Below are 20,707 nucleotides of genomic sequence, written 5' to 3'. Positions count from 1 at the left end.
CCTGTGCGCCCAGCCGCGCGGGCTTTGACAAAGCCGCCGTCCTGGTCCATAGCGAACCCCGAGAGAAAAACCGCGTGCACGTCCCCGTGCGCGCGGTTTTGCGTTGATGGGCCAGGCTTTTTGCAACTCGGTTGCATGCGCATGGAGAGCGGCATGGGAAACACGGACGGCAACACGGTCAAGCGGCTGGCGCTTTGGGGCATCCCGCTGGCCTTCGGCGTAATGGGGCTGAAGCTCGTCGCCTGGTGGGTGACGGGCTCGGTGGCGCTGCTTTCGGACGGGCTGGAATCGAGCGTCAACGTGGTGGCGGCCATCGTCGCCTTCGCGGCCATCACCTATGCGGCCAAGCCGGCGGACAAGACGCATCCCTTCGGCCACCACAAGGCGGAATATCTTTCGGCGGTCCTCGAGGGCGTGCTGATCGTCGTGGCGGCGCTGCTGATCGTCATGGAGGCGGTGCCGGCGGTAATGGCGCCGGCGTCGATGGAAGCGCCGGTCATGGGCCTTGCCATCAACTTCGCGGCGGGGGTGATCAATGCCGTCTGGGCCTACGTGCTCATCCGCGCGGGCCGGCGCTACCGCTCGCCGGCGCTGGCCGCGGACGGGCAGCATATCCTGTCGGACGTCGTCACCTCGATCGGGGTGCTGATCGGCCTCGTCCTTGCCATCGTGACGGGCTATGCCGTGCTCGATCCGCTGCTGGCGATCCTCGTCGCGCTCAACATCCTCTACCAGGGCTGGAAGGTCATCGCCCATTCGGTCGACGGCCTGATGGACCATGCGGTGGAGCCGGGGGAGGCCGAGGCGATCCAGACGGCCATCGCGGCGCACGGGGCCGGCTCGCTCGGCGTGCACGACCTGAAGACGCGCCGGGCCGGCTCGGCGACCTTCGTCGATTTCCACCTCGTCGTGCCGGCGGCCATGCCCGTCGGGCAGGCGCATGATATCTGCGACCGGCTGGAGGACGCCATCCGCGCCGTGCAGCCGGGCGCCCAGATCGCCATCCATGTGGAGCCCGAGACGGAAAAGGCGCATGGTGTAAGGGTCAGGATCGAAAGGGTCGGATCATGAGCAGGACGGACGTATCGGGATTGTCGCAACTCGGGCAGAAGGTGGATCTTCCTGCCGATCCCGATGCCGCGCTTCTGGAAAAGGTGCCGAGCAGCCATGCCGGCACCGATTTCGTGGTGCGCTTCACCGCGCCGGAATTCACCTCGCTCTGCCCGATGACCGGCCAGCCGGACTTCGCGCATATCGTCATCGACTACATTCCGGACGGCTGGCTCGTCGAATCGAAGTCGCTGAAGCTCTACCTGCATTCCTTCCGCAACCACGGCGCCTTCCATGAGGATTGCACCGTCGATATCGCCAGGCGGCTCGTCGGGCTGCTGGAGCCGAAATGGCTGAGGATCGGCGCCTACTGGTATCCGCGCGGCGGCATTCCGATCGATGTGTTCTGGCAGACCGGTGAAGCGCCCAAGGGCGTCTGGCTGCCGGACCAGGGCGTGCAGCCGTATCGCGGGCGAGGATGAGGCGGCGGGCTTCCGCCGTCCCGCGAGGAAGGCGGGTCATGAGCCGTCGCCCGGCATTTACCGTGTTTTGCGGTGGCGCGGGTGCGCTCTATCGCCGGGTATCGGTTTTGTTGCATTGTCTTGGCCGGTGAGTCGCATTATCTGACAGCGACAGGACTATTGACGAGCAATCCGGAGACTTTGGATGAGCGACGAAGACGACAAGAAGACGGAACTGCCCCTGGGCAAGGAAACGGAAGCGAACCTTTTCAAGTCGCGTTCGATCTTCATCTACGGGCCGATCAACCAGGAACTGGCGCAGAAGGTCTGCTCGCAGCTCGTGGCGCTTGCCGCCGCCAGCGACGAGGATATCCGCATCTACGTCAACTCGCCGGGCGGCCATGTGGAATCGGGCGATTCGATCCACGACATGATCAAGTTCATCAAGCCGAAGGTCTGGATGATCGGCACGGGCTGGGTCGCCTCGGCCGGCGCGCTGATCTATGTCGCCGCGCCGAAGGAACGGCGCCTTTGCCTGCCAAACACCCGCTTCCTGCTGCACCAACCGTCGGGCGGCACCCGCGGCATGGCATCGGATATCGAGATCCAGGCCCGCGAGATCATCAAGATGAACGAGCGCCTGAACAAGATCTTCGCCGACGCCACCGGCCAGCCGATCGAGAAGATCGCCAAGGACACGGACCGCGACTACTGGCTCTCCGCCGAGGAAGCCAAGGGCTACGGCCTCGTCTCGCGCATCGTGATCTCGCAGGGCGATATCTGAGGCTTTTCGGCCACTTGAATAGAGGAAGCCCTCCCATTGCGGAGGGCTTTTTCGTCTGGTGGGTTGCGCAGCGGCCTTCCCGCCGCTATAAGCGCCCCATCATGTTGAAGACCGGCGCACAGATCATCGAACGAGTTTCCCGCGGCAGCGCTGCTGTTCGCGAGCGTTCGCGCGGCTTCTCCTCGCTTCTTCTTCTCGGCCTTACGCGCGGTTGCCGGGTTCGCTGAGGAGCGCCCGGCGGCCGAAAAGCCCGTCCGGCAATAGCTCCTCGTTTCACCCCATGCATTAATTCCGGTTCTGGCCGCCCATGGCCAGCATTCGCCGTCGCCAAGCGCCGACCGTTGCGCTAAGACGCTTTCGCGAATGCCGGGACGACGAAGAGAAGACGCGATGATTGTGAAGACCCACACGCCCAAGCAGGGCATGCCCGATGCAGCAACCAAGTATCAGGCCTATCCGACGATCAGCATCCCGGACCGCACCTGGCCCGGCAAGACGATCACCGAGGCGCCGATCTGGTGTTCGGTGGACCTGCGCGACGGCAACCAGTCGCTGGTCAACCCGATGGGCCACGACCGCAAGGCCCGCATGTTCCAGCTCCTGCTCGACATGGGCTTCAAGGAAATCGAGATCGGCTTCCCCTCGGCTTCGCAGACCGACTTCGATTTCGCCCGCTGGTGCGTCGAGGAGGGCAACGTGTCCGACGACGTCTCGCTGCAGGTGCTGGTCCAGTGCCGGCCGGAGCTGATCACCCGCACCTTCGAGGCGCTGGAAGGCGCGCATAGGCCGATCATCCACTTCTACAACTCGACCAGCGAGTTGCAGCGCCGCGTGGTGTTCGCCAAGGACGTGGCCGGCATCAAGCAGATCGCGACCGACGCGGCCAAGATGATCACCGACATGGCGGCCAGGGCCGGCGGCGGCTACCGGTTCGAATATTCGCCGGAGAGCTTCACCGGCACCGAGCTGGAAGTGGCGCTGGAGATCTGCAACGCCGTCGTCGAGATCGTGAAGCCGACCGCCGACAACAAGCTGATCCTCAACCTGCCCTCCACCGTCGAGATGGCGACGCCGAACATCTATGCCGACCAGATCGAGTGGATGTGCCGCAACATCGACAACCGCGAGAACGTCATCATCTCGCTGCATCCGCACAACGACCGCGGCACCGGCATCGCCGCGACGGAGCTCGCCCTGATGGCCGGCGCGGACCGCGTCGAAGGCACGCTCTTCGGCAATGGCGAGCGCACGGGCAATGTCGACGTCGTCACGCTGGCGCTCAACATGTACACGCAGGGCATCGATCCCAAGCTCGACTGCTCCGACATCGAGCGCATCAAGGCCGTCTACGAATATTCCAACGAGATGGTCATCCCCGAGCGTCACCCCTATGTCGGCGAACTGGTCTACACGGCCTTCTCCGGCTCGCACCAGGACGCCATCAACAAGGGCATGAAGGCCATCAAGAAGGCCAACAAGCCGCTCTGGGAAGTGCCCTACCTGCCGATCGACCCGCAGGATGTCGGCCGCTCCTACGAGGCGATCATCCGCATCAACTCGCAGTCCGGCAAGGGCGGCATCGCCTATATCCTGCAGGAAGACTACGGTATCAACCTGCCGCGCAACCTGCAGGTGGAGTTCCGCGAGGAGATCCAGCGCATCACCGACGAGGAAGGCGTGGAGCTTCCCTCCAAGCGCATCCATGAGCAGTTCATGCAGCGCTATGTCACGCAGCCGGGCACGCGCCTGCGTTTCGTCGACCATCATACCTATCCCGACGGCGAGCAGAAGGGCACGCGCATCGTCGCGGCCGAGATCACCGACGGCGGCGAGGTGAAGCGCATCGAGGGCAGGGGCACCGGCCCGATCGACGGCTTCATCAACGCGCTGTCGATCTATCTCGGCATCCCCATGTCCGTCGCCGACTATTCCGAGCACTCGCTCCAGCACGGCTCGAACGCTGCGGCCATCGCCTATGTCGAGGTCGAGCATCCGGGCGGCAAGCTCTTCGGCGTCGGCATCAACACGAATATCGTGACCGCCTCGCTGGAAGCCATCGTCTCCGCCGCCAACCGGGTGCTGGCGACGCGCGGCTGATCGGCCGGTACACATGAAATGACGAGAGCCCGGTAGCGTTGCTGCCGGGCTCTTTTTGTCGGCTTACGATTGTCGTGAGGGCGGCGGCCCCAAAGGCGACCCACCTAGAGCATTTCCGCTTCTCTTCGAATCGCGAAAACGCTCTAACTCTTTATTTCTACGCAATCCCGGACGCAAAACCGCTTCGCACTTTTGCTGGAATTGCTCTAGATGGTCGTGGAAACCGCCTCGGCGATGCGTTCCAGGTTCGGGTCGGCCGAGGGGCCGACGACGACATAGGAAGCGTTGCCCTTCTGCCAGGAGACGAGGCCGATGTCGTTGCGCATGCTCTCGGCAAGCGACGTCTTGCCGTCGATTGGCTCGCTTTGCAGGAAACAGATGGCGAAGACTTCGTTGTCGGTGTCCCGATAGAGGAGCTGCGCGGTCGGCTTGCCGCCGGCGACGAGCAGGCGGGCGCCCTCGAAGGTCAGCTTTTCCGCCGAAAGGTCGGGAAGCTGGAACTTCACGCCCGTGCTGGCCGAGAGCCATTCCACGATATGCGCCGCGTCGTTGGCCGGCACTTCCACCAGATGGCGCGCCTGGCGCGAATAGATGCGGTGGTAGTCGGCGATGTCGTCGAGCCAGGTGCGGGCCGGGGCGAACTGGTTGCTGGCGGCCTGGAAGGCGGTCTGCTTCTGTTCGGAGATCAAATAGCCGACGGCGCCGCCGGACAGGAAGATCACCAGCGATGCGGCGAGCGCCTGCGGCCAGAAGGCGCTGCGGCGGCCTGCCGGCACGGCGGCGACGGGCGCGCCGACAAAACCGAGCTTCGGCGCTTCCTCCTCGTTCCGGCCGGCTTCCTTGATGTTGCGCACGAGGTCGAGCGGGATAGGCTCCTGCAGCATCCTGTCGAAGGCGCGCGCGCCGAATTCGCTGCCGAGCTTGAGCTTTTCATAGACGGCGCGGGCCTCGTCGTCGGCGGCGAGGAGGACGTTGATCTCCTCGACTTCCTCCTCCGGCAACTGGCCATCGAGATAGGCGGACAACCGAACCTCGAGCGGGAGACCCCGTGTGCTTTCCACGATCAGGCCCTCCTTTCTGCCTGTTCGGAGATCATGGCCGCGAGCCTGATGCGGGCCGCCGAGAGCCGGCTCATCACCGTGCCGATCGGTATCCCGAGGATATCCGCCGCGTCCCGGTAGCTGTGCCCTTCGACATTCACCAGCAGGAAGACACTCGAAAGGCCCTCCGGCATCGTCATGATCAATTTGTGCAACTGTTTGGCATAGACCGCCTTGTCGGCCGATGCGTCGACATGCAGGCTGTCCTGCTCGGCAACATCTACAGTGCCGGACCCTGTGCGGACCTTTCGCTTGCGGATCTCGTCCACCCAGAGATTGCGCGTCATGGCATAAACCCAGCTTTCCAGCCGGCCTTCCCCGTTCCAGAGATGGCTTCGCGTGATGGCCCTCTCACATGCTTCCTGCACGAGGTCGTCGGCATCGCTGCCATTGCGCGTCAGCGTCATGGCGAAACGGCGCAGCTTCGGCAGCAAATTGACCAATTCTCGCCGGAACTCTTTCGATTCTGCCGTCGGACGCATTGCTTTTCCAAGGGAACGTTCGGGATCAAAACTCTATTCGCCCCCCGGCCGGGCAGCGACCGCCTGATATGAAACATTCTTCCCTTGGTCCGCAAGCATGAACGGCAATCCGGAACGCAGTTTCCCCGCGTTCCGCAACGTTTATTCCCGAGTTGGACGCGCGGTCAGTAGCTGGCGCGCTCGCCGCCCAGCGACTGGAGCAGGGCGCGGTAGGCCCAGGTGTTCTCGCCGCCGCGGTCGCGGATCTCGACGAGCTGGACGCGGGCGCCCTCGATATCACCCTGTTCGATCAGGGCCTGGCCCATATAGGAACGGGCGAGAATGTAGTTCTCGTCCTTCTGCAGCGCCCGCCTGTAGTAGCTCATGCCGAGCTGCATGTTGCCGAGCTTGCGGGTGTTGTAGCCGAGATAGTTGAGGATGCGCGGATCCTCCTGGTCATGGGCGGCGCGCAGCGCGCGCAGGGCATTTTCGTATTGGCCGGCATAGGCGAATTCGCGCGCGGCTTCATAGAGCTTGTCGTCGATCCGGCGCTCGCTCTTCTTCTGTTCCTCCGGCGTCTTTTCGTCCGTGCCCTCGGCCGGCTTCAGGTCTTCCGGCGCGATGCATTCCTTCTTCTCGTCGCTCCAGATCTTGCCGTCCGTGCAGGTCGTCGTGGTCTCGGTGGCGGCCGGCGGCGTGGTCGTGTCGGAATCGGCGGCGCGGGCGGCCGAAAGTGCCGTCAGCGAGACGGCGGCGCAGAATGAAAGCAGTATCGTGTGGCGGAGCATGTCTCGGTTCCCTCCTGATCGGCCTTTTGCCGGACGCTGGCCGTGCCGGAGCGGCCGTTCATGCCGCCTTTTCGGGCGGGCCGCTCTGAAAAGAGAGTACGGATGACGGAAGAGATTTATTCGCGGCTTTTCAAAAGCGCGTCGTCTCGGCAAGCGACAGGGCCAGCCCGTCCGGCGTCAGGGCATAACGCTCGCGCTCGATGGTCCAGTCGCCCGGCGCGCCCGAGATCGAGAAGAGGTTGTAGCCGGCCGGCGGCTTGTGGCCGCCCGGCCCCTGCGAGGCCGAGGCGATGCCGACGACCGGAACCGGCTTCGTCTGGCCGGGCAGCCAGTTCACCGTGTTGAGATGGGTATGGCCGTGCAGCACGAGTTCCGCCCCGCCGGTCGAGATGGTTGCGGCGAAGCGGCGGATGCCGATCATGCGCTTGTGGAAGGCCGTCGCGCCGCGGATCGGCGGGTGGTGGATGAGCACGACACGGAAGAGGCCGGCCTCGCCCGCCGCGCGCAGCATGTTCACCGTCTCGCGCGCTTGCCGGCTGCCGAAATAGCCCGACGCGGAGAAGGGCGGGGTGGCGACCGCCGTCGAACAGCCGATGATCGCCACCTGGCCGCGCACGCGGAGGTAAGGGAAGACGTGCGTGTCCTCCTGCCATTCGGCGGGGGCGGCGTCGCCGCGCATGTAGGGATACCAGGCGCGTGTCGATTTCTCGTAGGCGCCGCGCACATAGGCATCGTGGTTGCCGGGCACGACCGAGACGTTTTCCGGCGCGCCGGCCTCCGGCAGCCAGTGCTTGACGGCGGCGATCTCCAGCGAAGAGGCGAGATTGACGAGGTCGCCGGTGATGGCGAGATGATCGGGGGCCTGCCGCTCGATATCCTCGAGCACGATGTCCAGCGTGTTGGTGAAGAGGTGCCGGCGGCGGTTGCGATGCCAGTTCACGAAGCCGGTGATGCGCTTGGAGAACAGTTCCAGGAAGGTGAGGGCCGGCAGCGGCCCGAGATGGACGTCCGATATATGGGCAAGTCTGAACATACCCTTCCTTAGAGCATAAGCCGGCCTAGGGAAACGCAAGGCGTGGATATTCCTCGTCATTCGCGGCGATGAGCCTTGATTTGGCCGAAGGGTTGCGGCGAAGTGCGACGATGAATGACGACGCCCCGCCGACCAGAAGCCCGTTCGTGAAGCTCGTGACGCGCGTGCTGCATGTCTATTTCGCGCTGTCGCGCGGTATGACCATGGGCGTGCGCGCGGCCTGCTTCGACGAGGCCGGCCGCATCTTCCTCGTGCGCCACAGCTATGTGCCCGGCTGGCACCTGCCGGGCGGCGGCATCGAGCGGGGGGAGACGGCGCTGGAGGCGCTGGCCAAGGAGATGCGCGAGGAGGGGAACCTCGTCATCGGCGCGTCGCCGCAGCTCCTGCACATCTATTTCAACCGGCAGACCAGCAAGCGCGATCACGTCCTGCTCTACCGCTGCGACCGCGTCACGCAGACGGGCCCGCGCCTCAAGGACCGGGAGATCGTCGAGGCCGGCTTCTTCGCGCTCGACGCCCTGCCGGCCGCGACGACCGCGGCCACCCGCCGGCGGCTCGCGGAAATCGCCGGCAAGGCGCCCTTCGCGGATTTCTGGTAGGTCAGGCCGCCTTCAGCCGCTCGCGGCCATGCGGGGAGGCGAGGTCGATCTGTGGGCCGACCGGCACCACGCCCGTCGGGTTGATCGTGACGTGGCTGCGGTAATAGTGCTCCTTGATGTGGCGCATGTTCACCGTGTCGGCGACGCCGGGCACCTGGTAGAGCTCGCGAAGATACCCGTAGAGGTTCGGATAATCGGCGATGCGGCGGATGTTGCACTTGAAATGGCCGACATAGACCGGGTCGAAGCGCACCAGCGTCGTGAAGAGCCGCCAGTCGGCCTCGGTGATGCGCTCGCCGGTGAGGTAACGCCGGGTCGAAAGCCGTTCTTCCAGGCTGTCCAGCATGGCGAAGAGCTTCGTGACATTGCCTTCGTAGGCCTCCTGCGTCGTCGCGAAGCCGGCCTTGTAGACGCCGTTGTTGACCGTGTCGTAGATGCTGTCGTTGAGGGCATCGATCTCGGCGCGCAGGGGTTCCGGATAGAAGTCCTCGCGCGAGCCGGTGATCCGGTCGAAGGCGGAGTTGAACATGCGGATGATCTCGGCCGATTCGTTCGAGACCATGCGGTTCTGCTTCTTGTCCCACAGGACCGGTACGGTGACGCGGCCGGAATAGTGCGGATCGGCCTTGAGGTAGACTTCGTAGAGCGCGGACGCGCCGAACAGCGGATCGAGCGTGCCGCCGTTCTCGCCCTTGAATTCCCACCCCTTCGACAGCATCAGCGGATCGACGACGGACACGGTGATCAGGTCTTCCAGCTTCTTCAGCTTGCGGAAGATCAGCGTGCGGTGCGCCCAGGGACAGGCAAGCGAGACATAGAGATGGTAGCGGCCGGCTTCCGCCGCAAAGCCGCCTTCGCCCGTCGGGCCGGGGGCGCCGTCCGGCGTGATCCAGTTGCGGAACTGCGAGACGGAGCGCTGGAAATGGCCCTTCGTCGATTTCGTATCGTACCAGACGTCATGCCAGACGCCGTCAACGAGCATGCCCATGATTGTCTCCTTTTGCCGCCCGATGCGGCCTGAACTTGCGTTCATAGATAGCGTATGGGGCCGGGCTGGATAGGTGCCTTTTGGTGAACGGTGCGTTTTGCTCTTTGACAGAGCGAAAATTTCTGCTATTCGCGCAGACCAGTACCGGCACTTCGGCCGGCGAGGAAGACGAGACGCATGTTCTATACGGGAACCCCACGACGACGCTGATGCTCACGCTGCGCCCCCTTCGGCGGCGGCGCGATCACCCGCATCCACAGCTTCGTATCCGGTTCCCCGATCCATGAACATGCTCAAGCACGATATCGTCTACCTGACGGAAGATGCCTCCCACGACGCCGCCATCGAACTGATCAACGAGGAAGCCTTCGGCCCTGGCCGGCATGTCCGCGCCGCCGCGCGCATCCGCGAGCAGGGGCCGCACGACCTTTCGCTCTCCTTCGTCTGCACGGATGACGGCGAGACGATCGCCTCTGTGCGCATGACACCCGTCATGGCCGGCGGGGTGAAGGCGCATCTTCTCGGCCCGCTCGCCGTCAGGCCCTCGCACAAGAACCGCGGCATCGGCCGGGAGCTGCTGCGCATCGCCTGCGCCGCCGCGAAGCGGAAGGGCTCGGAGGCCGTGGTCCTCGTCGGCGATCCGCCCTATTACGGCCCGCTCGGCTTCGAGAAGGTGGCGTGGAACGCGCTGGCCTTCCCCGGTCCGGTCGATCCGGCACGGGTGCTCGTCATGCCCTTTGCGGCGGATACGCATGAGCGGCTGAAGGGTGTCATCGCCTGGCGGGACGATGGGGAAGAGCGGTAAGGCTTTCCCTCGGATAATTTGCCCCTCACCCTAACCCTCTCCCCGCAAGCGGGGAGAGGGGACTTGCCCCACTCAACGTTGGGGATGGGGGAAGCCGGTGCGGCATATTTCCTTCTCCCCGCAGCCAAGGAGAAGGTGGCCCGCAGGCCGGATGAGGGGCAACTTCCCATAAAGAAAAACCTGCCCGGTGCGATGGAAGCTCACCCCTTCAACTCCATGAAGCGGATGCGGTTCTGGAAGGGGTCGGTCACCGTCACCTCCAGCCGTGAGCCCTCGTCCTCCAGCCCCGGCTTCATGTAGCGGTAGTCCTTGCCGATCAGTTCCTTCTGGAAGGCGCGGATGCCCGCCATGTAGACGACCATGTTGCCGCCGGGCGTGGCGTCGCCGGCATGTTCGGAAAGATGCAGCCGCAGCCCGCCGCGCGAGACCTGCGTGTAGAGCGGGAAGTTTTCGCCGTAGCGGTGCTCCCAGTCGACGGAAAAGCCGAGGAAGCCGAGGTAGAATTCATGCGCCTTCGCCACGTCGAAGATGCGCACGATGGGTACCGCCTGCTCGAAGGCGATGCCGCCTTCCTGCGGCTTCGCCTCTATCTTCGAAGAGAGGATGTTCCAGGTCTCCACGCCGAACTGGCGGGCGACGATTTCGAGGGCTTCGCTGTGGCTGATCTCGATATTGCGGGCAGCCAGCGTTTCCCGCATGGCTTTCGCCATGGCCTTGGCATCGCGAAAATCGCGCATGTCCGTTCCTTCCGTTCCGGCGAAGTCCCCGTCAGTGCCCGCATTGCCGACGCCTTCGCCCAACGATGAACGGTGGAGAAAGGTTGTTGAGGAGGCGTTCGCCATGCCTTCGGAAAAGGCGCGGATCTGCCGGCCGCCTCCGGCCGTGCGGGGAGATTAGCGCAAACGCAGGCGTGGTCAACGCCCTTCGCGATACCACATGGCCGAGAAGGCGAGCAGCAGCAGGCCGACGCCGGCAAAGCCGGCGAAGAGCGGCAGCGAGTTGATGCCCTTCAGCACCGTCTCGTCCGTCATGTGCAGCGACAGGCGGTTCTCGTCGATGCTGCGCACCTGTCCGGAAACCGGCAGGAGCGGCGGCAGGGAGACGGCCTCGCCGTTCTCGGCGACGAGCCGGCGGACCGTGCCCTTCGTGGCATCGGCGAGCGGCTTCAGCGTCTTGGTCGTCGAGATCGTCGCCTTGAATTCCGGGGCGTCGACCGCGCCGACATGGACGAGGGCATTGAGGTCGCCGTTGGTGATCTCGTAGAGGCCCGTCTCGGCGGTCTGCACCTCGGCGCGGTAGAGGCCGGGCTCGGCCTCGGTGAGCGCCACGCGCTGCGTCTTGCCGGAGGGCAGCTTCAGCGTCGCCTCGCCCGGCGCGTCGCCAATGGTCTGGCGGTTGATCTGCAGCGTGCGGCCGAAGGTGCGCGCGGTCAGCGCCTCTTCCTCCAGCGCCGGCTCCTGCATCAGCCAGTGCGCGGTGCGCCGGTAAAGCGAGGCATGCGGGCCGCCGCCCTCGAAACCGCGCGCCCAGAGCCAGCCCTGGTCGGAAAGCAGCATCGCGACGCGGCCCTTGCCGGCGCGGTTCAGCACCAGCAGCGGCTTGCCGTCATTGGCCTCCATCACGACATTGCCTTCCGGGCGCTCGACATCGACGGTGCGGAACCAGCGGCCCCAATGGGGCGGCTCGTCGTTGGCGCCTTCGAGGCCGCGCGTGACGGGATGCTTCTTGCCCTGTTCGGAAAGGCGCGGATAGAAGGGCGCCTCGTTCATCGCGCCGGTCGGCGTTGCCGGCAGCACGGCCGAGAGCGGCGTGCCGGCGATGGAATCGTTGCCCGCATGTTCCGGCCCCGCCGCGATCAGCAGCGCGCCGCCATTCTCCACATATTGCGCGATGTTGTCGTAATAGAGGATCGGCAGCACGCCGCGGTGCTGGTAGCGGTCGAAGATGATGAGGTCGAATTCCTTGATCTTGTCGACGAAGAGCTCGCGCGTCGGGAAGGCGATCAGCGACAGTTCGTTGATCGGCGTGCCGTCCTGCTTTTCCGGCGGGCGCAGGATGGTGAAGTGCACGAGATCGATGGCCGTATCGGACTTCAGGAGGTTGCGCCAGGCGCGCTCGCCGGCATGCGGCTCGCCCGAGACGAGCAGCACGCGCAGGTTCTCGCGGATGCCCTCGATGACGTGGACGGCGCGGTTGTTGGCGGTGGTGATCTCGCCCTCGACTGGCTCCACCTCGAATTCGAGGATGTTGTTGCCGCCGCGCGGCACGGTGAAGCCGAGCGGCTGCTCGGTGCCGGGCTGGGCGATCTCCGAGGCGATCTGGTTGCCGTTGAGGCGGACGGTCACGCGGGCCGGCGTGTCCGGTCCCTTGCCGTCGTCCACCACGCGGAATTTCAGCTCCTGCTCCTCGCCGACGATGCCGAAGCGCGGGGCGCTGACCACCTCGATGCGGCGGTCGAACTCGTCCGGCCGGCCGGTGACGAGGGCATGGACCGGGGCGTCGAAGCTGGAGAAGGCGGAGGCCTCGGGAATGTCGTGCACCTGGCCGTCGGTGATGAGGATCGCGCCGCCGACGCGCGAGCGCGGCACATCGGCGATGGCGGCGTTCAGCGCGTCGAAGAGGCGGGTGGAGGGCGTGTCCGACTTGCCGTCGTCGCCGGCTTCCACGATGCGCGGCTCGATGCGCGGATAGCGGGCGAAGCGCTCCTTGAGGCCTTCCAGCGCGGCATTGGTCTGAGCCGTGCGGTCCTCGTTGTCCTGGCTCTGGCTGCGGTCGACGATGACCGGCACGACGGTCGAGAGCGCCTCGCGATCCTCCTGCAGGAAGACCGGATTGGCGAGGGCGAGCACCAGGAGGGCGAGCGCCAGCGCGCGCAGTACGGCGCCGCGCAGGCCGCGCCAGAAGCCGAGCGCGGCGAGCGCGAGGCCCGCGGCGCCGATGAGGGCGATGGCGAGCCAGGGCAGGAAGGGGGAGAACTGAAAGGTCATGTCACTGCCCCAGCCGTTCGAGCAGGGCGGGAACGTGCACCTGGTCCGCCTTGTAGTTGCCGGTGAGCATGTACATCATGATGTTGACGCCGGCGCGGAAGGCGTGGTCGCGCTGCACATCGTCGGGCGGAACGGTCGGCAGGAGCGGCATGCCATTGGCGTCGATCGCCCAGGCGCCGGCGAAATCGTTGCCGGTGATCATGATCGGCGATACGCCGTCGCCCGCGCGGGCTGGGCGTGACGGGTCCTCCTTGCGGTCGAGCTCCGCCTCGATCCACAGCGGGCCGCCGGCATAGCGGCCGGGGAAATTGGAGAGCAGGTAGAAGGCCTTGGTCAGGACGTGATCGGCCGGGACGGGCTCCAGCGGCGGAATGTCGAGATTGGCGAGGATCGCCTGCAGGCGTTCGGTGTTCGGGCTCGTCGCATTGCCGTCGAGCGAGGTGAACTGGTCGCGTGTGTCGAACAGCACGGTGCCGCCGTTGCGCATATAGGCGTCGATGCGGCTGATCGCGGTGCTGGAGGGCATTTCGGCCGAAGCGCTCACCGGCCAGTAGATGATCGGGTAGAGCGCCAGCTCGTCGCGCGAAATGTCGACGCCGACCGGCTCGCCGGGCTCGAGCGTGGTGCGGTAGGTGAGGAATTCCGTGAGGCCGGCAAGGCCGCGCTCGGAAATGCGGTCCACATCGCTCTCGCCGGTGACGACATAGGCGAGATGTGTCGTATCGAGCCGCGACATCAGCACCTCGTCTCCCGGCCTGGCATCGTTCGCCCGGCTTTCGGAGGGCAGGCCCGCGAGCGTTCCGGCGGCGAGCGCCAGCAGCATGGCGGCGGTCGCGCCGCGCTTCGGCACGCTGCGGGCGGCGGCGGCGAAGGCGCCGCCCATGAGGAGCACGATGGCGCAGTCCGCCAGAAGCAGGAGGGCGGCGAGGGTGAAGAGATAGGGTTTCAGCGACCAGGTCTCCTTGCCGGCGAGCGGTTCGCGCTGGATGAAAGCGCCTTCGGGAAGCGTGAGCGGGCGGATTTCATGGCCGGGCGGGAAGAGGTTGTGCGCGACATAGCCGTCCTCCGTACCGTAGAGGCCGGGCGGGTTGTCGAAGCTGGCGATCTTCTTCGCGCCGTCCGCGACGAGCGGCCTTGCCTCGCCGGTCGCCGCGGCAAGCGTGCCGCCCGCGGTCATCAGGCGGTAGGGCGGCAGGCCCTTCGCCTGTTCGCCGCCCTTCGCCGCGGCGCCGCTGCTGCGCGAGAGCTGCACGGTGCGGCGGAGCATTTCCACGAAATCGCCCGAGAGCGGCAGGTTGGACCAGCCGGTCTCCGCGCTGACATGGAAGAGCACGATGCTGCCCGCGCCGAGCGGGCCGGTCGTCACCAGCGGCGTGCCGTCGGCAAGGCTCGCCCAGGTGCGGTCGGCAAGGTCCGGCGTCGGCTCGGCGAGCACCTGGCGCTTGACGAGGATGTTTTCCGGCGCGCGCATGCCGAAGAAGGGGCTGTTCGCGGGATAGGCCGATAGCGGCTGCGGCTCGGACCAGGAGAGCGCGCCGCCGAGCGCGCGCTCGCCCTTGCGCAGCATGACGGGCACCAGCGGGTCGTCGGCGGGCGCGGCGGCAAGGCGCGGGCCGGCGAAGCGGATCAGCATGCCGCCGCCTTCGATCCAGCGCTTCACCTTGTCCTGCACGTCGCCCGGCAGGCGGCCGATATCGGCCATAATGAGCACGGAGGGGTTCTGCTCGAGCAGCTCGGGGATCGCAACCGAGAGGTCGGCGATGCTCGGCTCGATCAGGTCGGCATAGGGCGCGAGGGCGCGGTTGATATAGTGCAGCGGCGAAAGCAGCGGCTGGGTATTGTCCACCACCTCGCCGGAAAGGAAGGCGACACGGCGGCGGCGGAAGCCGTCGTCCAGGAGATAGGCGCCACCGGCATTGGCGAGCCCGTCGACGGTGATGCGGGCGAAATCGTTGCGCAGCTCGAAGGGCGCGGTGATCGTGCCGGTCGTGGTCGTCGCGCCCGCGGCGAAATCGGCGGTGCCGGCGGCGATCGGCCGGCCGTGGCCGTCATGCGCCGTCAGCGGCAGGCTGCGCGCCGCGCCGCCGTCGAGGCGGGTGAGGGTGACGGAAAGCGCATCCGCCCCGTTGGCCGCCGCGGTGACGGCGACGGCGGGTGCGCCATCGCCTGCGATCAGGCGGAAGTCGGCCGGGGAGAGGGCCTGCAGGGCCGCGACCGTGTCGTCGGTCGCCTCGCCCGCCATGCCGTCGGTGATGAAGGCGATGGTGCCGGGGCTTGCACCGTCGAGCGCAGTGCGCAGCGCGGCGACGGCCGCCTTGCGGTCGGCCGGCAGCGGGCGCGGCTCGGCGGCGGCGAGGCGGTTGCGGGCCGTCACGGCATCGACCGGCACGGCATCCTGCTGGCGGTCGGCGGTCAGCACCAGCGAGACCGGCAGGTCGCGGCCTTCGGCATCGTCGATCAGCATGGAGGCGGTCTCGACGCGCTGCTTCCAGTCGGTGGCGGCGGCCCAGCTATTGTCCACGACGAGGACGAGCGGGCCGCCGGTCGCCAGCGTGCTGGTGCGCGGGTTGAAGACCGGGTCGGCGATGGCGAGGATGACGGCGGCGGCCATCAGCATGCGCAGCAGCGTCAGCCACCAGGGGCTCTGCGCCGGCGTCTCCTCGCGCTTGAGGATCGAGGCAAGGATGGCGAAGGGCGGGAAGACCTCGGTGACGGGCTTGGGCGGCGTCAGGCGCAGCAGCCACCAGATGACGGGCAAAAGCACCAGCGCGGTCAGCACGGCGGGAAAGGCGAAGGCGAAAGCGCTCATCGGCCAATGCCCTCCGTCTTCATCGCCGGCAGGCCGGAAAGATAGGCGTGCACGGCGACCAGCGCCTCGGAGGCGAGGCGGTCTGTGCGGTGGGTGATGAAGCTCCAGCCGAGATGGCGGAGGTTGTCGGCAAGGCTCTCGCGCCGCGCGGCATAGGCGCGGGCATAGTCGTCCTTCAGCGTCTCGGCGCGGCCGGCCGTCAGCTTCATGCCGCTTTCGGGATCGGTGAATTCGGTGCGGCCGGCATAGGGGAAGAGCTCTTCCGCCGGATCCGCGACCTCGACGACATGGCCGCGCAGGCCGCGCCGGGCGAGGGGGCCGAGGCGGTCCATCACGTCCGCGACGGGATCGAGGAAATCGCCGATCAGCACGATATCGCTGTTGCCGCGGATCATGGCGGTGTCCGGCAGGCCATCGGCCGCGGGGTTGTGCATCAGGGCGGTCGCGAGGCGCTCGGCGGCGTTGCGCGCGGCGATCGGCTCCATGATGCCGGGGCAGCCGATGCGCTCGCCGGAGCGGGCGAGGATTTCGGCGAGCGCCAGCATGAGGACGAGCGCGCGGCTTTCCTTCGAGACGGTGCCGAAGGTGGATTTGTACATCATCGAGGGCGAGAGGTCGGCCCAGATCCAGACGGTGTGGGCGGCCTCCCATTCGCGGTCGCGCACATAGGTATGGTCGTCGCGGGCCGAGCGCCGCCAGTCGATGCGCGACAGGCTCTCGCCGTCGACATAGGGGCGGAACTGCCAGAAATTCTCGCCGATGCCGCGCTTGCGGCGGCCGTGCCAGCCGGCGATCACCGTGTTGGCGAGGCGCTGGGCCTCCACCATGCAGTCGGGAACGAGGGCGGCACGCGCCTGCGCCCGCGAGAGCACGTCGCGGGTCGGGGTCGGTTGGACGATCTGGCCGACGGATGCCATGCTTCTATCCTGTTCAGCCGCCCGCCTGCCGGACGAGATCGGCGATGACGTCGCGCACCGACATGCCCTCGGCGCGCGCGCCGAAGGTCAGCGCCATGCGGTGCTGGAGGACCGGCTCGGCAAGCGCCAGCACGTCGTCGACGGAGGGCGCGAGGCGGCCGTCATAGAGCGCGCGGGCTCTCGCGCAGAGCATCATTGCCTGGCCGGCGCGCGGGCCGGGGCCCCAGGCGACGTGCCTGTCGGTGGAGGCGACGCCGTTGCCGGGGCGCGCCGAGCGCACCAGCGAGAGGATCGCGTCGAGCACCTTCTCGCTGACGGGCATCTGGCGGATGAGGGTCTGGATCTCGATGAGACGGTCGGCGGAGATCGCGGCCCCCGCCTGCGCCTCGCTGACGCCGGTGGTTTCGAGGAGAATCTGCCGTTCGGCGGCAAGTTCCGGATAGTGCACGTCGACCTGCAGCAGGAAGCGGTCGAGCTGGGCCTCGGGCAGCGGGTAGGTGCCTTCCTGCTCCAGCGGGTTCTGCGTCGCCAGCACATGGAAGGGTTTCGGCAGGTCGTTGCGCGCGCCGGCGACCGTCACATGGTATTCCTGCATGGCCTGCAAGAGGGCGGACTGGGTGCGCGGCGAGGCGCGGTTGATCTCGTCGGCCATCAGGAGCTGGGTGAAGATCGGGCCAGGCACGAAGCGGAAAGAGCGCTTGCCGTTGTCGTCCTGATCCATCACCTCGGAGCCGAGGATATCAGACGGCATGAGGTCCGGCGTGAACTGGATGCGGCTTGCGGAAAGGCCGAGCACGGTGCCGAGCGTGGCGACCAGCTTGGTCTTGGCGAGGCCCGGCACGCCGACCAGCAGCGCATGGCCGCCGGAGAGCACGGCGAGCATGGTCTGCTCCACGACGCTTTCCTGGCCGAAGATGACCTTGGCGACTTCCTGGCGGACGCGGGCGATATCGGAGAGCGCGCGTTCGGCGGCGGCGACCACCGCCTTCTCGTCGAGGCTCGCCTCGGAGGAATTCTGAACGCCCATGGTCGTCTCCAGTGCCGTTTGAAACCTTGGACGAATCGTGGCCCCGCCGCGTGCGTCCCGTTCTTGAGAGCTTATTAGCCCAGCCGTGGCTGACAAGCGGCCACGAAATGACTATCTCGTGTGTGTATCCACCTTTTCCTCTCGCGGAGATAGGGATGAACCGGGACGGAACAATGGCAACAGGTGAAATTGGCGACAGCATGGATGCCGCGGGACTGGCCGCCCTGATCTCGCGCGCGAGCGCCGAGACCGGCGGGCGCGGGCTGCCGCCCGTCGAGCGCTGGAACCCGCCGTTCTGCGGCGATATCGACATGGAGATCCGCGCCGACGGCACATGGTTCTACCTCGGCACCCCCATCGGCCGCGCGCCGCTGGTGCGGCTTTTTTCCACGGTGCTGCGCAAGGACGAGGACGGGAAGACCTATCTGGTGACGCCGGTCGAGAAGGTCGGCATCCGCGTCGTGGACGCGCCCTTCCTCGCCGTCGAGATGAATGCAAGCGGGGAGGGCGCAGCGCAGGTACTGACCTTCCGCACCAATGTCGGCGACGTGGTGGAGGCGGGAGCGGAGCATCCCCTGCGCTTCGTGATCGCCGGCGAAAACAGCGAGCTGAAGCCCTATCTTCTCGTGCGCGGCCGGCTGGAGGCGCTGGTTTCGCGAGCGGTGATGTACGATCTGGTGGAGCTTGGCGAGACCGTGGAGATCGATGGCGTCGATATGTTCGCGATACGCTCCGGCGGTGTGGTCTTCCCGGTCATGCCGGCCGCCGAGCTGGATGCGCTGTCGCGATGAGTTTTGCGCCCTACAGCGCCGCGGAGTTCCGCCGCCGGGCCATCGAGCAGAGCCTGACGCTCGGCGAGGAGAGCTGGCGCGATCATGGCGACAGCCTGCTCAATCCCGGCGTCATTCCCCATCTGGAGGATATGAAGCTGCGCGATGCAGCCGTGCTGATCCCCGTCGTCGACGACGGGGAGGAGGCGCGCGTCATCTTCACCCAGCGCACGGCGACGATGCGCAAGCATTCCGGCCAGGTCGCCTTTCCGGGAGGGGCGGTGGATGCGGAGGACGAGGATGCCGAGGCGGCAGCGATGCGCGAGGCGGAGGAGGAGATCAGCCTCGACCGCCGCTTCGTCGAGCCGGTCGGACGGCTGCCGCAGTACAAGGCGCTTTCCGGCTTCTCGATCACGCCGGTGCTGGCGGTCGTGCGGCCGGGTTTCGAACTGGTCCCAAACCCGGCGGAGGTGGAGACGGTCTTCGACGTGCCGCTCTCCTTCCTCATGGATCCGCGCAACCACGAGCAGGGCAGCGGCATCTGGCTCGGCGGCGAGCGGCATTATTATCGCATGCCCTATGAAGGGCATAATATCTGGGGCATCACCGCCGGCATCGTGCGGGTGATCTATGAAAGGCTTTATGCATGACGTCTGTTGCGGGCGAGGCATGGTTTTCCGATCCGGCGCTCGTGCGCGTGCTGGCGCTGCTGAACAGCGACGGCGGCGAGGGGCGCGTGGCGGGCGGGGCCGTGCGCAACAGCCTGATGGGCCTTCCGGTCGCCGATGTCGATATCGCGACGACGCTGCGGCCGGACGCGGTGGTCGAGCGCGCGAAGGCGGCGGGCATCAAGGCGGTGCCGACGGGCATCGAGCACGGGACGGTGACGCTGGTCATCGACGGCACGCCCTTCGAGGTGACGACGCTGCGCCGGGACGTTTCGACCAACGGCCGCCACGCGGACGTCGCCTTCGGCACGGACTGGCAGACGGACGCCGAGCGGCGCGACCTCACCATCAACGCGCTCTATGCGAAGCAGGACGGGACGGTGGTCGACTTGGTGAACGGCCTGCCGGATATCGAGAGCCGCACGGTCCGTTTCATCGGCGATGCGGCGACGCGCATCGCGGAGGATCACCTGCGCATCCTGCGCTTCTTCCGTTTCTTCGCGCTCTACGGCAGCGGCCGGCCGGATGCCGAGGGCCTGAAGGCCTGCGCGCGGGCGAAGGCAAGCCTTGCGAGGCTTTCCGCCGAGCGGGTCTGGTCCGAGACGAAGAAGCTGCTCGGCGCGCCCGATCCCGGCCGCGCGCTGCTGTGGATGCGGCAGGCGGGCGTGCTGACGGAAATCCTGCCGGAGACGGAAAAGTGGGGCATCGACGCGATCCCCGGCCTGATCGAGGCGGAAAAGGCTTTCGGCTGGAAGCCGGACGCCATGCTGCGCCTTGCCGCCATGGTGCCGGCCGACCGGGAACGGTTGAAGACGCTCGCCGGGCGCCTGCGCTTTTCGAAGGCGGAGGCCGCGATGCTCGACTATTGGGCGGCTGCCCCCGAGATCGCGCCGAAACTGGCCGAGACGGCCTTCGACCGGCTGCTCTATCGCAATGGGCCTTCGGGGCTGACCATGCGCCTCAAGCTGGCGCTCGCCGGTGCGCGGGCGCGCGGGCTCGGCGATCCCGAGGCGCTTGCCTTCTCCGGCCTCTGCCAGCGTCTTCTGGCGCGCGCGGAGAAATGGCGCAAGCCGTCCTTCCCGCTGACGGGCGCGGATGTGCTGGCCGCAGGCGTTCCCGCCGGGCCGACGGTCGGCGCGGCGCTCTCGGCCATCGAGGACGAGTGGGTGGCCGGGAACTTTCATGAGGATCGGGCCAGGCTGCTTTCGCGGCTGGATGCCTTTGTGAAGGCTAATTGACGCCCAAAGGCCCCCTCTGCCTGCCGGCATCTCCCCCACAAGGGGGAGAAAGATAGAAGCTTGCTCGCCGTTCTATAATGAATGCCAACGGGGCGGCACGTTAAGCCCCTCCCCTTGTGGGGAGG

18 protein-coding genes and 1 pseudogene are annotated in these 20,707 nt (G+C 66.7%); 9 read left to right on the top strand and 10 right to left on the bottom strand.

The features are described from left to right. Nucleotides 1-153: 153 nt before the first annotated feature. The 4 genes from ACZ48C_RS10855 to leuA all read left to right on the top strand — a co-directional run bounded on the left by ACZ48C_RS10855 (nucleotide 154) and on the right by leuA (nucleotide 4,392). Nucleotides 154-1,071: a cation diffusion facilitator family transporter gene (locus tag ACZ48C_RS10855; protein ID WP_464781104.1), complete on the top strand. Its 918-nt coding sequence runs from the start codon at nucleotides 154-156 to the stop codon at nucleotides 1,069-1,071. Then, nucleotides 1,068-1,532 (top strand): preQ(1) synthase, encoded by a 465-nt coding sequence (gene queF, locus ACZ48C_RS10850; RefSeq protein WP_464781103.1) that lies wholly within the window; start codon nucleotides 1,068-1,070, stop codon nucleotides 1,530-1,532. The genes ACZ48C_RS10855 and queF overlap by 4 nt, the downstream gene beginning before the upstream one ends. A 184-nt stretch (nucleotides 1,533-1,716) precedes the next feature. After that, nucleotides 1,717-2,295: an ATP-dependent Clp protease proteolytic subunit gene (locus ACZ48C_RS10845; RefSeq protein WP_464781102.1), complete on the top strand. Its 579-nt coding sequence runs from the start codon at nucleotides 1,717-1,719 to the stop codon at nucleotides 2,293-2,295. Between the two features lie 390 nt (nucleotides 2,296-2,685). Next, entirely contained in the window at nucleotides 2,686-4,392 is a 1,707-nt protein-coding gene (gene leuA, locus ACZ48C_RS10840; protein ID WP_119256979.1) for a 2-isopropylmalate synthase, read from the top strand. Nucleotides 4,393-4,598: 206 nt separating this feature from the next. Here leuA and ACZ48C_RS10835 read toward each other — a convergent pair whose 3' ends face one another. The 4 genes from ACZ48C_RS10835 to ACZ48C_RS10820 form a co-directional block, all read right to left on the bottom strand. Next, entirely contained in the window at nucleotides 4,599-5,453 is an 855-nt protein-coding gene (locus ACZ48C_RS10835; protein WP_119256980.1) for an anti-sigma factor family protein, read from the bottom strand. Between the two features lie 2 nt (nucleotides 5,454-5,455). Continuing rightward, nucleotides 5,456-5,974: an RNA polymerase sigma factor gene (locus ACZ48C_RS10830; protein ID WP_464781101.1), complete on the bottom strand. Its 519-nt coding sequence runs from the start codon at nucleotides 5,972-5,974 to the stop codon at nucleotides 5,456-5,458. A gap of 164 nt (nucleotides 5,975-6,138) precedes the next feature. Then, entirely contained in the window at nucleotides 6,139-6,741 is a 603-nt protein-coding gene (locus tag ACZ48C_RS10825) for a tetratricopeptide repeat protein (RefSeq protein ID WP_424546616.1), read from the bottom strand. Nucleotides 6,742-6,871: 130 nt separating this feature from the next. Further along, nucleotides 6,872-7,774 (bottom strand): metallophosphoesterase family protein, encoded by a 903-nt coding sequence (locus tag ACZ48C_RS10820; protein WP_318909654.1) that lies wholly within the window; start codon nucleotides 7,772-7,774, stop codon nucleotides 6,872-6,874. Between the two features lie 110 nt (nucleotides 7,775-7,884). On the opposite strand from ACZ48C_RS10820, the gene ACZ48C_RS10815 reads away from it, so the two are divergent. Next, on the top strand, nucleotides 7,885-8,373 hold the full coding sequence (locus tag ACZ48C_RS10815) for an NUDIX domain-containing protein (RefSeq protein WP_464781100.1): 489 nt from the start codon (nucleotides 7,885-7,887) through the stop codon (nucleotides 8,371-8,373). Nucleotide 8,374: 1 nt separating this feature from the next. On the opposite strand, the gene ACZ48C_RS10810 is transcribed toward ACZ48C_RS10815, so the two are convergent. Further along, entirely contained in the window at nucleotides 8,375-9,361 is a 987-nt protein-coding gene (locus ACZ48C_RS10810) for a glutathione S-transferase family protein (RefSeq protein ID WP_119256985.1), read from the bottom strand. A gap of 271 nt (nucleotides 9,362-9,632) precedes the next feature. Here ACZ48C_RS10810 and ACZ48C_RS10805 point away from each other — a divergent pair. After that, nucleotides 9,633-10,166: pseudogene (locus ACZ48C_RS10805) on the top strand (GNAT family N-acetyltransferase); the annotation flags it as partial. A 200-nt stretch (nucleotides 10,167-10,366) separates the two neighbouring features. Here the strand turns inward: ACZ48C_RS10805 and ACZ48C_RS10800 are convergent. The 5 genes from ACZ48C_RS10800 to ACZ48C_RS10780 form a co-directional block, all read right to left on the bottom strand. Then, a complete protein-coding gene (locus tag ACZ48C_RS10800; protein WP_464781099.1) occupies nucleotides 10,367-10,903 on the bottom strand; it encodes a glyoxalase superfamily protein in 537 nt (178 codons plus the stop codon). Nucleotides 10,904-11,080: 177 nt separating this feature from the next. Continuing rightward, nucleotides 11,081-13,153, bottom strand: coding sequence for a hypothetical protein (locus tag ACZ48C_RS10795; RefSeq protein WP_464781098.1), 2,073 nt, complete (start codon nucleotides 13,151-13,153; stop codon nucleotides 11,081-11,083). Nucleotide 13,154: 1 nt separating this feature from the next. Further along, entirely contained in the window at nucleotides 13,155-15,962 is a 2,808-nt protein-coding gene (locus ACZ48C_RS10790) for a DUF4159 domain-containing protein (protein ID WP_464781097.1), read from the bottom strand. Further along, entirely contained in the window at nucleotides 15,959-16,879 is a 921-nt protein-coding gene (locus tag ACZ48C_RS10785; protein WP_464781096.1) for a DUF58 domain-containing protein, read from the bottom strand. The genes ACZ48C_RS10790 and ACZ48C_RS10785 overlap by 4 nt, the downstream gene beginning before the upstream one ends. 13 nt (nucleotides 16,880-16,892) lie before the next feature. After that, on the bottom strand, nucleotides 16,893-17,906 hold the full coding sequence (locus tag ACZ48C_RS10780) for an AAA family ATPase (RefSeq protein WP_424549386.1): 1,014 nt from the start codon (nucleotides 17,904-17,906) through the stop codon (nucleotides 16,893-16,895). A 173-nt stretch (nucleotides 17,907-18,079) separates the two neighbouring features. On the opposite strand from ACZ48C_RS10780, the gene ACZ48C_RS10775 reads away from it, so the two are divergent. Genes ACZ48C_RS10775 through ACZ48C_RS10765 form a run of 3 tightly spaced genes read left to right on the top strand, consistent with a single transcriptional unit; the run spans nucleotide 18,080 to nucleotide 20,582 of the window. Next, on the top strand, nucleotides 18,080-18,697 hold the full coding sequence (locus ACZ48C_RS10775; RefSeq protein ID WP_464781095.1) for a DUF1285 domain-containing protein: 618 nt from the start codon (nucleotides 18,080-18,082) through the stop codon (nucleotides 18,695-18,697). After that, entirely contained in the window at nucleotides 18,694-19,326 is a 633-nt protein-coding gene (locus tag ACZ48C_RS10770; RefSeq protein ID WP_119256991.1) for a CoA pyrophosphatase, read from the top strand. Before ACZ48C_RS10775 ends, ACZ48C_RS10770 begins: the two co-directional genes overlap by 4 nt. Further along, nucleotides 19,323-20,582 (top strand): CCA tRNA nucleotidyltransferase, encoded by a 1,260-nt coding sequence (locus ACZ48C_RS10765; RefSeq protein ID WP_464781094.1) that lies wholly within the window; start codon nucleotides 19,323-19,325, stop codon nucleotides 20,580-20,582. The genes ACZ48C_RS10770 and ACZ48C_RS10765 overlap by 4 nt, the downstream gene beginning before the upstream one ends. The last annotated feature ends 125 nt before the right edge of the window (nucleotides 20,583-20,707 follow it).

The organism is Shinella sp. 1A1 (genome assembly GCF_055379515.1).
This window is presented reverse-complemented; position numbering and strand designations above follow the sequence as displayed.

Excerpts from the sequence above, each read along its gene's own strand:
- ACZ48C_RS10775 (WP_464781095.1), top strand. The coding sequence starts at position 18,080 with ATGGCAACAGGTGAAATTGGCGACAGCATGGATGCCGCGGGACTGGCC.
- ACZ48C_RS10815 (WP_464781100.1), top strand. The coding sequence starts at position 7,885 with ATGAATGACGACGCCCCGCCGACCAGAAGCCCGTTCGTGAAGCTCGTG.
- ACZ48C_RS10765 (WP_464781094.1), top strand. The coding sequence starts at position 19,323 with ATGACGTCTGTTGCGGGCGAGGCATGGTTTTCCGATCCGGCGCTCGTG.
- ACZ48C_RS10855 (WP_464781104.1), top strand. The coding sequence starts at position 154 with ATGGGAAACACGGACGGCAACACGGTCAAGCGGCTGGCGCTTTGGGGC.
- ACZ48C_RS10770 (WP_119256991.1), top strand. The coding sequence starts at position 18,694 with ATGAGTTTTGCGCCCTACAGCGCCGCGGAGTTCCGCCGCCGGGCCATC.
- ACZ48C_RS10845 (WP_464781102.1), top strand. The coding sequence starts at position 1,717 with ATGAGCGACGAAGACGACAAGAAGACGGAACTGCCCCTGGGCAAGGAA.
- ACZ48C_RS10785 (WP_464781096.1), bottom strand. The coding sequence starts at position 16,879 with ATGGCATCCGTCGGCCAGATCGTCCAACCGACCCCGACCCGCGACGTG.
- ACZ48C_RS10795 (WP_464781098.1), bottom strand. The coding sequence starts at position 13,153 with ATGACCTTTCAGTTCTCCCCCTTCCTGCCCTGGCTCGCCATCGCCCTC.
- ACZ48C_RS10830 (WP_464781101.1), bottom strand. The coding sequence starts at position 5,974 with ATGCGTCCGACGGCAGAATCGAAAGAGTTCCGGCGAGAATTGGTCAAT.
- queF (WP_464781103.1), top strand. The coding sequence starts at position 1,068 with ATGAGCAGGACGGACGTATCGGGATTGTCGCAACTCGGGCAGAAGGTG.
- ACZ48C_RS10820 (WP_318909654.1), bottom strand. The coding sequence starts at position 7,774 with ATGTTCAGACTTGCCCATATATCGGACGTCCATCTCGGGCCGCTGCCG.
- leuA (WP_119256979.1), top strand. The coding sequence starts at position 2,686 with ATGATTGTGAAGACCCACACGCCCAAGCAGGGCATGCCCGATGCAGCA.
- ACZ48C_RS10825 (WP_424546616.1), bottom strand. The coding sequence starts at position 6,741 with ATGCTCCGCCACACGATACTGCTTTCATTCTGCGCCGCCGTCTCGCTG.
- ACZ48C_RS10800 (WP_464781099.1), bottom strand. The coding sequence starts at position 10,903 with ATGCGCGATTTTCGCGATGCCAAGGCCATGGCGAAAGCCATGCGGGAA.
- ACZ48C_RS10790 (WP_464781097.1), bottom strand. The coding sequence starts at position 15,962 with ATGAGCGCTTTCGCCTTCGCCTTTCCCGCCGTGCTGACCGCGCTGGTG.
- ACZ48C_RS10810 (WP_119256985.1), bottom strand. The coding sequence starts at position 9,361 with ATGGGCATGCTCGTTGACGGCGTCTGGCATGACGTCTGGTACGATACG.
- ACZ48C_RS10780 (WP_424549386.1), bottom strand. The coding sequence starts at position 17,906 with ATGGGCGTTCAGAATTCCTCCGAGGCGAGCCTCGACGAGAAGGCGGTG.